General features: G+C 60.4%; 7 protein-coding genes and 1 pseudogene. 6 read left to right on the top strand and 2 right to left on the bottom strand.

Going from position 1 to position 9,685, the window contains the following annotated elements:
- The first annotated feature begins 47 nt into the window (after nucleotides 1-47).
- The 5 genes from AACY18_RS24000 (at nucleotide 48) to AACY18_RS23980 (ending at nucleotide 6,466) form a co-directional block, all read left to right on the top strand.
- Nucleotides 48-1,370 carry an HdeD family acid-resistance protein gene (locus AACY18_RS24000; RefSeq protein ID WP_339431997.1) on the top strand — a complete coding sequence of 441 codons (1,323 nt, stop codon included), beginning with the start codon at nucleotides 48-50 and terminating at the stop codon, nucleotides 1,368-1,370.
- Nucleotides 1,371-1,633: 263 nt separating this feature from the next.
- Complete coding sequence (locus AACY18_RS23995) at nucleotides 1,634-2,116, top strand: MarR family winged helix-turn-helix transcriptional regulator (protein ID WP_339431998.1); 483 nt, start codon at nucleotides 1,634-1,636, stop codon at nucleotides 2,114-2,116.
- Nucleotides 2,106-3,575: an efflux transporter outer membrane subunit gene (locus AACY18_RS23990; RefSeq protein ID WP_339466301.1), complete on the top strand. Its 1,470-nt coding sequence runs from the start codon at nucleotides 2,106-2,108 to the stop codon at nucleotides 3,573-3,575. Before AACY18_RS23995 ends, AACY18_RS23990 begins: the two co-directional genes overlap by 11 nt.
- Before the next feature lie 15 nt (nucleotides 3,576-3,590).
- Nucleotides 3,591-4,793, top strand: coding sequence for an HlyD family secretion protein (locus AACY18_RS23985; RefSeq protein ID WP_339466300.1), 1,203 nt, complete (start codon nucleotides 3,591-3,593; stop codon nucleotides 4,791-4,793).
- 143 nt (nucleotides 4,794-4,936) lie between these two features.
- Entirely contained in the window at nucleotides 4,937-6,466 is a 1,530-nt protein-coding gene (locus tag AACY18_RS23980) for a DHA2 family efflux MFS transporter permease subunit (RefSeq protein WP_339432001.1), read from the top strand.
- A 54-nt stretch (nucleotides 6,467-6,520) separates the two neighbouring features.
- On the opposite strand, the pseudogene lpxH reads toward AACY18_RS23980, so the two are convergent.
- Nucleotides 6,521-7,231 (bottom strand): annotated as a pseudogene (lpxH, locus tag AACY18_RS23975) (UDP-2,3-diacylglucosamine diphosphatase); the annotation flags it as partial.
- Nucleotides 7,228-7,734, bottom strand: coding sequence for a peptidylprolyl isomerase (locus AACY18_RS23970; protein ID WP_042559899.1), 507 nt, complete (start codon nucleotides 7,732-7,734; stop codon nucleotides 7,228-7,230). The gene AACY18_RS23970 and the pseudogene lpxH, both read right to left, overlap by 4 nt.
- A gap of 250 nt (nucleotides 7,735-7,984) precedes the next feature.
- On the opposite strand from AACY18_RS23970, the gene AACY18_RS23965 reads away from it, so the two are divergent.
- Nucleotides 7,985-9,682: a glutamine--tRNA ligase/YqeY domain fusion protein gene (locus tag AACY18_RS23965; RefSeq protein ID WP_339432002.1), complete on the top strand. Its 1,698-nt coding sequence runs from the start codon at nucleotides 7,985-7,987 to the stop codon at nucleotides 9,680-9,682.
- Nucleotides 9,683-9,685: the final 3 nt, after the last annotated feature.

Here is a 9,685-nt window from a genome sequence, read left to right as displayed (position 1 = left end):
TCGAACGCTTTGCGGTATAAGGCTGCCCGAAGATAACAGGGGTGCATATGGTTCGCTTGAGTAGGGTCTTGCTCGGTAGCGATTTTGTCCGCAAGCGTTGGTCTGCGCTGGCGCTGACGGGCATTGTCTGGGGGGCGGCCGGTGTGGCCATCTTCATTGATGCGCTGGACGGCGTTCTGTATTTCCCGTTGCATCTCTTCGGCTATCTGTTGTTGCTCGAAGCCCTGATCATTCTGTTTGTGCCGGCACCTCGAACCGGGACCGCAGCCGCTTTGCGCAAGGCGCGAGGTCTGGCGTTTCTGGTGTTGGGGTTGCTGATCGTCGACAGACAACACGCCGCTGGCCTGATTCTGGCGGTGCTGTTTGGTGTGGCGTTTTTGCTCGACGGGGGCTTTCGGCTGGCAGCGGCGTTGGTGGTGCGTTTTGTCGGTTGGCAAGTGTCCCTGCTGACGGGGTTGTTCGAAATCGGCTTTGGCCTGTTCATCCTTGAACCGTATCCGACGCTCTATAAGGGCACGGTACCGTTCTGCATCGGCATGAGCGTTTTTCTCTCGGGCTGCGCGCTCTTGCGGCAGGCGTTGCGCTTTAAAAACTGGCAGTCGCCGGTCAGCCCTGCTTCGGTCAGTGCGCCGGCATGCAGCGCCGCGCTGGTGATCCACGTCTGGACACCCAGCGGCACCGTTGATGACACCCTGGTGCGCAACCGGCTGCTCAACCGCTATATCGCAGCGGTCGACATCAACGGCGTGATCTCCGCCGGCCACGCGGCATTGGAATGTGGCCCGGATATCTACATCAGCCATTACCCGCAGGACGACATTGATCGTTCAGCGGGGGATTTCGTGCGCTTGCTTCGGGCGACGCCGAACAATGATGTCGCCGGCAGGTTTCTGCCGGACTATGCGAGCGAGGTGGCTGACTGGTGCCCATCTTCGGTTCAGGTCAGTTTTGCCCACTATGATGCCCGACGGCTGAATGCGTTCTGGGCGCAATATCGGCAGAACGGCACTTATAACCTCACCAGCCGTAATTGCTCCAGTGCCGTTGCCCACAGTCTCGAAGCGGCCCTTGAAGGGGCGATGAATCGGGGGCATTCAAGCATGCTCGATTTTGTCCGAGTCATCATCAGCCCCGAGTTCTGGGTGGCGGCTCAAGTGCGCAAGCGTGCCGAGGTGATGGCCTGGACCCCCGGGCTGGTGCTCGATTATGCGCGGGCATTGCATGCCGCCATCGAGCCGGCGCCACCGGGCTGGCACAGCATTTACGCGGTGACCAAGCGTGCTTGTGGCTATGCGCTGACGGCCTTGCGGGGGCGCGAGGTGCATCCGGTGCAACCGCCAGCGCCTGCCCATCCTTCCGACGAGTCCTGATCGGCCTCCCTATAAGCCGGATTTCTGGATCGCTTTCATTTCTCAAAACGAGTCGCTGCCTTCGCGGGCAAGCCCGCTCCCACACTGGATCTGCGTTCGACGCGAAATCCTCTTTGGGCGCGACTTTGCTCGCGAAGGCGCGCAAAACCCCAGTCCACTGGTCAACTAATTACAAAGCAACCTAACTATTACGTTGACATTCGCTGCCTAGGCAGTAACATCTCGACATACATTCACTGCCTAGGCAGTTATTAGGTGAGCACATGAAGCATTTCACCCCGGACGAATTCAAACACTGCCACCTCGGCCTGTTGCTTGGCCGTGCTGCGCTGCTCAAAGACCGGATCATCGACACCCACATGGAACCCCACGGCATTACCGCCGCGCAGTTCAAGGTGTTGATCATCATGGCCCAATTTGGCGTCGACACCCCGGCCGAGCTCTGCCGGCATCTGTCGCTGGACAGCGGTTCGATGACGCGCATGCTCGATCGTCTGGAGCAGAAAGGCTTCCTGGCCCGCCAACGCAGCGAAGGTGATCGCCGTCAGGTGCAACTCAAACTCACCGAGCAAGGCCAGCAATTGGCCGATCGCCTGCCGCACATCGGCGCCGATGCGATGAATGAACTGGCAGGCGCCGTCACTCCGGACGAGTTGAAAACCCTGGAATACATCCTCAAGAAAATTCTGCTGGCAGCCGGTGACCCGATCACCCTCCAGCGGTTAGGTGAACACAATGAGCGGTAAAACCCTACGCAGCAGCCTGACGCTGGTGCTGTCGGCGATGATCCTCGCCGGCTGCGCCAACTACAGCGGCCTCGACACTCAGGGCAAACGCCTTGATGCGAAAAGCCTCAATGCCAGCCAGTCCCTCAGCGGCGTGACCCTGTCGCCGGCCGCCTGGCCGAAAAGCGACTGGTGGACCAGCCTTGGCGATCCGCAACTCGATGGCCTGATCCGCGAAGCGCTGCACGACAGCCCGGACATGCAGATCGCCGAAGCCCGTGCCCATCAGGCCAGCGCCGCCGCGTATGCCGCCGATGCCGCGCGCTATCCGACGCTGGACGCCAGCGCCGGCATCAGCCGTTCGCGCCTGGCCAAGGATCAGGATCCGCTGGGGCAGGGTGGGGCTTATTCGACGGTGCGCAACGTCAGCGCCGGCTTCAATTACAACTTCGACCTGTGGGGCGGTCAGCGTGACGCCTGGGAAGCCGCACTCGGTCAGGCCCGCGCCGCCGAAGTCGACCGTCAGGCTGCGCAGTTGACCCTCGCCGCCGACGTGGCCCGGGCCTACAGCGATCTCGGTCAGGCACACATCGTCTATGACCTGGCCAGCGAAGACCTCAAGCGCACCCAACAAATGCTTGACCTGAGCCAGCGTCGCCTGAGTTCCGGGATCGATAGCCAATACCAGTTCCAGCAAACCCAAAGCCTGGAAGCCAGTTCCGAAGCCAGCCTGATCGATGCGGAAAAACGCCTGAACAGCGCGAAAATCACGTTGGCGGTTTTGCTCGGCAAAGGCCCGGATCGCGGCAATGAAATCGCCCGCCCGAACATCCTGCAAGCGAGCGCCGTGGCTGTGCCTTCGGTGCTGCCGGCGGAACTGCTCGGTCGTCGCCCGGATCTGGTCGCTGCGCGCTGGCGTGTAGAAGCGGCGAGCAAGGACATCGACTCGGCGAAAACCCGGTTCTATCCCAACCTCAACCTGACGGCCTCGGCCGGTGCCGAATCCCTGTTGGGTGACGCGATGTTCGGTTCGGCCAGTCGCTTCTTCAGCATTGCGCCGACTGTCTCGGTGCCGATCTTCGATGGCGGGCGACTGCGCGCCAACCTCGATGCGCGTGACGCCGATTACGACCTGGCGGTGGCGCAGTACAACAAAAGCCTGGTCAAAGCACTGGGCGATGTCAGCGACACGATCAACCAGTTGCGTGACATCGGCCGGCAGATCGGTGCGCAGCAACACGCCACCGACATTGCCCGGGATTCTTACAACACCGTGGTCCAGCGTTACGGTTCCGGCATCGGCAACTACCTGGACGTGCTCAGCATCGAGCAGCAATTGCTCCAGGCCCAGCGTCAGTTGGCCAACCTCAATGCCGAGCAGATCGATCTGTCGATTCAACTGATGCAAGCGCTGGGCGGCGGCTTCCAGAGTGAAAACCTGACCGCAGCCAACGCCACCCCAGCCACGCCGTACAACTAATTCAAGGTATTTGTCATGGCCACTGCCCAAAACACCGAAGCTCAAGACAACACCCCGGACACCGGCAATCCACGCAAGCGCAAAGTCATGCTGCTGGTGCTGGCTGTTATCGTCCTTGTCGCCTGTGGCGGCGTCTGGGCGTATCACGAATTCATCGGGCGCTTTAACGAAAGCACCGACGACGCCTACGTCAACGGCAACGTCGTTGAAATCACGCCGCTGGTCACCGGCACCGTGGTCAGCATTGGCGCCGATGATGGCGACCTGGTCCACGAAGGCCAGGTGCTGATCAACTTCGACCCGAACGACGCCGAAGTCGGCCTGCAAAGTGCTCAGGCCAATCTGGCCCGCACCGTGCGTCAGGTGCGCGGCTTGTACAGCAACGTCGATGGCATGAAAGCCCAGGTCAACGCGCAACAGGCCGAAGTGCAAAAGGCTCAGGACAACTACAACCGCCGGAAAAATCTCGCCGCTGGCGGGGCGATTTCCAAAGAAGAACTGTCCCACGCCCGCGACGATCTGACCTCGGCGCAAAACGCCCTGGCCAATGCCAAACAGCAACTCAAAACCACCAGCGCGCTGGTCGATGACACCGTGGTGTCGTCGCACCCGGACGTGATGGCCGCTGCCGCGCAACTGCGTCAGGCCTACCTGACCAACGCCCGCAGCACGTTGATCGCGCCGGTCACCGGTTACGTTGCCAAGCGCACCGTGCAACTCGGCCAACGCGTGCAACCGGGCACCGCACTGATGGCGGTGATTCCACTGGATCAACTGTGGATCGACGCCAACTTCAAGGAAACCCAACTGAGCGGCATGCGCATCGGTCAGCCCGTGGATATCGAATCCGACATCTATGGCAGTGACGTGAAATACAGCGGCACCGTCGACAGCCTCGGCGCCGGTACCGGTAGCGCGTTCGCCCTGTTGCCTGCGCAGAACGCCACCGGTAACTGGATCAAGATCGTCCAGCGTGTGCCGGTGCGCATTCACATCAACGCCGAAGAGTTGGCCAAGCACCCGCTGCGCGTCGGTCTGTCGACCACTGTCGAGGTCAATCTGCATGACCAGAGCGGCCCGGTACTGGCTCAACAATCGCCGCAAAAAGCGTCTTTCAGCACCAACGTCTACGACCGTCAACTGGCCGAAGCCGACGCAATGATCGCGCAACTGATCCACGACAACAGCGCCGCGGTCAGCAAAACCGCGCAACGCTGATCCACCACTGACCCTGTGGGAGCGGGCTTGCTCGCGAAAGCGGTGTGCCATTCAAGATTGATTTGTCTGACAGGCCGCCTTCGCGAGCACGCCCGCTCCCACAAGGGCGGGTGTAACGCTATTGAGGTTTCAAAGGATTCGCGATGAGCAATAACGCCTCTTTTACGCCGCCCAGCCTGTTGCTCAGCACCATCGGCCTGTCGCTGGCGACTTTCATGCAAGTGCTCGACACCACCATCGCCAACGTGGCGTTGCCGACGATTTCCGGCAACCTGGGGGTGAGTTCGGAGCAGGGCACTTGGGTGATCACCTCGTTTGCCGTGAGCAACGCCATTGCGCTGCCGCTGACCGGATGGTTGAGCCGGCGTTTCGGCGAGGTGACGCTGTTTCTCTGGGCGACCCTTCTGTTTGTGCTGGCTTCGTTTCTCTGCGGTATTTCCACGTCGATGCCCGAACTGATCGGCTTTCGCGTGTTGCAGGGGCTAGTCGCCGGGCCGCTGTATCCGATGACGCAAACCCTGTTGATCGCCGTGTATCCCCCCGCCAGGCGAGGCATGGCATTGGCATTATTGGCAATGGTCACGGTGGTTGCACCGATCGCAGGGCCGATTCTCGGTGGCTGGATCACCGACAGCTACAGTTGGCCGTGGATCTTCTTCATCAACGTGCCGATCGGGATTTTTGCGGTGATGGTCGTGCGTTCGCAATTGGCCAAGCGTCCGGTGGAAACCAGCCGTCAGCCGATGGACTACGTCGGGCTGATCTCGCTGATCATCGGGGTCGGCGCGTTGCAGGTGATCCTCGACAAGGGCAATGACCTGGACTGGTTCGAATCGAACTTCATCATTATTGGTGCGGCGATTTCAGTGATCGCGCTGGCGGTGTTCGTCATCTGGGAAATGACCGACCAGCATCCGGTGGTCAATCTGCGGCTGTTTGCCCACCGCAACTTTCGCATCGGCACACTGGTGCTGGTACTGGGTTACGCCGGGTTCTTCGGCATCAACCTGATCCTGCCGCAATGGTTGCAGACCCAGATGGGTTACACCGCGACCTGGGCAGGGCTGGCCGTGGCGCCGATCGGGATTCTGCCGGTGCTGCTGTCGCCGTTTGTCGGCAAATACGCACACAAGTTCGACCTGCGTTTACTGGCCGGGCTGGCATTTCTGGCGATTGGCCTGAGTTGCTTCATGCGCGCCGGGTTTACCAACGAGGTGGACTTCCAGCACATCGCTCTGGTGCAACTGTTCATGGGCATTGGCGTGGCGCTGTTCTTCATGCCGACCTTGAGCATTCTGATGTCGGACTTGCCGCCGAGCCAGATCGCCGACGGCGCGGGCCTTGCGACATTCCTGCGAACGTTGGGCGGTAGCTTCGCGGCGTCGCTGACCACCTGGATCTGGATTCGCCGGGCCGATCAACACCATGCCTATATGAGTGAAAGCATCAGCACCTATGAGCCCGCGACGCGGGAGGCGTTGAATCAATTGGGCGGGGCGAGTGCTCCGGCGTATGCGCAACTCGACCATGTGCTGACCAGCCAGGCGTACATGCTCTCCACCGTGGATTACTTCACGCTGCTGGGCTGGGGGTTCATGGGGTTGATTCTGATTGTGTGGCTGGCGAAGCCGCCGTTTGCGGCGAAGGCGGGGCCTGCTGCCAGCGGGCACTAAGTAGAACGCGGTCAAAAATGTGGGAGCGGGCAGGGCTGGCGGCGGCGCAAAATCAAACGGCGCCAGCGCATACCCATTCTCATCCACCTGTAACGCCCAACCCTGACGGTCCCAGTCCCCCAGCACAATCCGCTTCGCCGCCTGCTCGGCGAGCTGCAGCTTATGAATCGCCGGCCGATGGGTGTGCCCGTGAATCAGGGTCTTCACGCCAAACGCCTGCATGATCCGCGGAATCTCTTGCGGCGTGACATCGACAATGTCGTTGGCCTTCATCCGCGTCTGCGCCCGGCTTTCGCTTCGCAGTTTGCGCGCCAGTTTGTGGCGTGTGCTCAGCGGCAGATGGCGCAAGATGAACAGGGTGATCGGATTACGCAGGTAGCGGCGCAGCTTCATGTAGCTGACGTCGCGGGTGCAAAGACTGTCGCCGTGCATCAACAGCACCGGCTCACCGTAAAATTGCACGACACTCGGGTCCTTCAACAGCGTGCAGCCGGCCTGTTTACAGAAGGCCTTGCCGAGCAGGAAGTCGCGATTGCCGTGCATCAGAAAAATGGCCGTGCCGCTGTCGCTCAATTGGCGCAGGGCCTGGCAGATGGAACGCTGGAAGGGCGTCATGGCATCGTCGCCAATCCACGCCTCGAAGAAGTCGCCCAGAATGTACAACGCACTCGCCGAGCGGGCGCGTCCGGCGAGCAAACTCAGAAACGCCCGGGTAATGTCCGGGCGCTCCTCTTCCAGATGCAAGTCTGAAATCAGCAGTATCACGCTTCGATGATCTCGGCTTTCTCGATGATCACGTCGTCTGCTGGTACGTCCTGGTGGCCTGCCTTGGACGTGGTGGAAACGCCTTCGATCTTGTCGACAACGTCGAAGCCCGCAACCACTTTACCGAATACCGCGTAACCCCAACCCTGAGCGGTCTTGGCGGTGTGGTTGAGGAAGCCGTTGTCGGTGGCGTTGATGAAGAACTGGGCCGATGCCGAATGCGGGTCCATGGTGCGAGCCATGGCCAGGGTGTACTTCTCGTTCTTCAGACCGTTGTCAGCTTCGTTCTGAATGCTTGGGCTCTTGTCTTTCTTTTCCTTCATGCCAGGCTCGAAACCGCCGCCCTGGATCATGAAACCTTTGATCACACGGTGGAACACGACGTTCTCGTAGTGACCTTTTTTAACGTATTCGATGAAGTTGGCCGCGGTGATCGGGGCTTTTTCTTCGTTCAGCTCGATGACGATGTCACCGAAATTAGTGGTCAGTTTTACTTGAGTCATGATCGCTACTCTTTATAAGGAATTCGTGGGTATGGGCCATTTGCACCCTTTACCGGTTCAGCCCTTGAAGGCCGAGGTGCGCAGTTTAGCGTGACAGGCGTGAATTTCGAGGCAGTTTTTCATTTCCGTGCGATTAAATGCACGCCTTTATAGGGCCTGCTCTGTCAGCCCCTTGACAGCATCGGCTATGATAGCGGCTTTGTTTTGTCTGGCCCCCTCTGCGGCCGCGCACCTGTAAGTCAAGGATCCTATGAGCAAGCCCACTGTCGACCCTACCTCGAATGCCAAGTCCGGCCCTGCCGTGCCGGTCAATTTCCTGCGGCCGATCATCCAGGCAGACCTGGACTCGGGCAAGCACACCCAGATCGTCACCCGTTTCCCGCCTGAGCCCAACGGCTACCTGCACATTGGCCACGCCAAATCGATCTGCGTGAACTTCGGCCTGGCCCAGGAGTTCGGCGGCGTCACGCACCTGCGTTTCGACGACACCAACCCGGCCAAGGAAGATCAGGAATACATCGACGCGATCGAAAGCGACGTCAAATGGCTGGGCTTCGAATGGTCCGGCGAAGTGCGCTACGCCTCGCAGTATTTCGACCAGTTGCACGACTGGGCGGTGGAGTTGATCAAGGCCGGCAAGGCCTACGTCGACGACCTGACCCCGGAGCAGGCCAAGGAATACCGTGGCAGCCTGACCGAACCTGGCAAGAACAGCCCGTTCCGCGACCGTTCGGTTGAAGAAAACCTCGACTGGTTCGCCCGCATGCGCGCCGGTGAGTTCCCGGACGGCGCCCGCGTGCTGCGCGCAAAGATCGACATGGCCTCGCCGAACATGAACCTGCGTGACCCGATCATGTACCGCATCCGCCACGCCCATCACCACCAGACCGGTGACAAGTGGTGCATCTACCCCAACTACGACTTCACCCACGGTCAGTCGGACGCCATCGAAGGCATCACTCACTCGATCTGCACCCTGGAGTTCGAAAGCCATCGTCCGCTGTACGAGTGGTTCCTCGACGCACTGCCAGTGCCGGCGCAACCGCGTCAGTACGAGTTCAGCCGTCTGAACCTCAACTACACCATCACCAGCAAGCGCAAGCTCAAGCAACTGGTCGATGAAAAGCACGTCAATGGCTGGGACGATCCGCGCATGTCCACGCTGTCGGGCTTCCGCCGCCGTGGCTACACGCCGAAGTCGATCCGCAACTTCTGCGAAATGATCGGTACCAACCGCTCCGACGGCGTGGTTGACTTCGGCATGCTCGAATTCAGCATCCGTGACGACCTCGACCACAGCGCCCCGCGCGCCATGTGCGTGCTGCGTCCGCTGAAAGTCGTGATCACCAACTACCCGGAAGGCCAGGTCGAGAACCTCGAACTGCCGCGCCACCCGAAAGAAGACATGGGCGTGCGCGCGCTGCCGTTTGCCCGGGAAATCTACATCGACCGTGAAGACTTCATGGAAGAGCCGCCGAAAGGCTACAAACGTCTGGAATCGGGCGGCGAAGTGCGTCTGCGCGGCAGCTACGTGATCCGTGCCGACGAAGCGATCAAGGACGCCGATGGCAACATCGTCGAACTGCGTTGCTCCTACGACCCCGAAACTCTGGGCAAGAACCCTGAAGGCCGCAAGGTCAAAGGCGTGGTTCACTGGGTGCCGGCCGCTGCCAGCGTCGAGTGCGAAGTGCGTCTGTACGATCGCCTGTTCCGTTCGGCCAACCCTGAGAAGGCCGAAGACAGCGCCAGTTTCCTCGACAACATCAACCCTGACTCACTGCAAGTGCTGACCGGTTGTCGTGCTGAGCCATCGCTTGGCAATGCACAGCCGGAAGACCGTTTCCAGTTCGAGCGCGAAGGCTACTTCGTCGCGGACATCAAGGACTCGAAACCAGGTCAGCCGGTATTCAACCGTACCGTGACCCTGCGTGATTCGTGGGGCCAGTGATTC

The sequence above is a fragment of the Pseudomonas sp. EA_65y_Pfl2_P74 genome (genome assembly GCF_963970575.1).
Classification (GTDB): domain Bacteria; phylum Pseudomonadota; class Gammaproteobacteria; order Pseudomonadales; family Pseudomonadaceae; genus Aquipseudomonas; species Aquipseudomonas baetica_A.
This window is presented reverse-complemented; position numbering and strand designations above follow the sequence as displayed.

Excerpts from the sequence above, each read along its gene's own strand:
- AACY18_RS23995 (WP_339431998.1), top strand. The coding sequence starts at position 1,634 with ATGAAGCATTTCACCCCGGACGAATTCAAACACTGCCACCTCGGCCTG.
- AACY18_RS23970 (WP_042559899.1), bottom strand. The coding sequence starts at position 7,734 with ATGACTCAAGTAAAACTGACCACTAATTTCGGTGACATCGTCATCGAG.
- AACY18_RS23980 (WP_339432001.1), top strand. The coding sequence starts at position 4,937 with ATGAGCAATAACGCCTCTTTTACGCCGCCCAGCCTGTTGCTCAGCACC.
- AACY18_RS23965 (WP_339432002.1), top strand. The coding sequence starts at position 7,985 with ATGAGCAAGCCCACTGTCGACCCTACCTCGAATGCCAAGTCCGGCCCT.
- AACY18_RS24000 (WP_339431997.1), top strand. The coding sequence starts at position 48 with ATGGTTCGCTTGAGTAGGGTCTTGCTCGGTAGCGATTTTGTCCGCAAG.
- AACY18_RS23985 (WP_339466300.1), top strand. The coding sequence starts at position 3,591 with ATGGCCACTGCCCAAAACACCGAAGCTCAAGACAACACCCCGGACACC.
- AACY18_RS23990 (WP_339466301.1), top strand. The coding sequence starts at position 2,106 with ATGAGCGGTAAAACCCTACGCAGCAGCCTGACGCTGGTGCTGTCGGCG.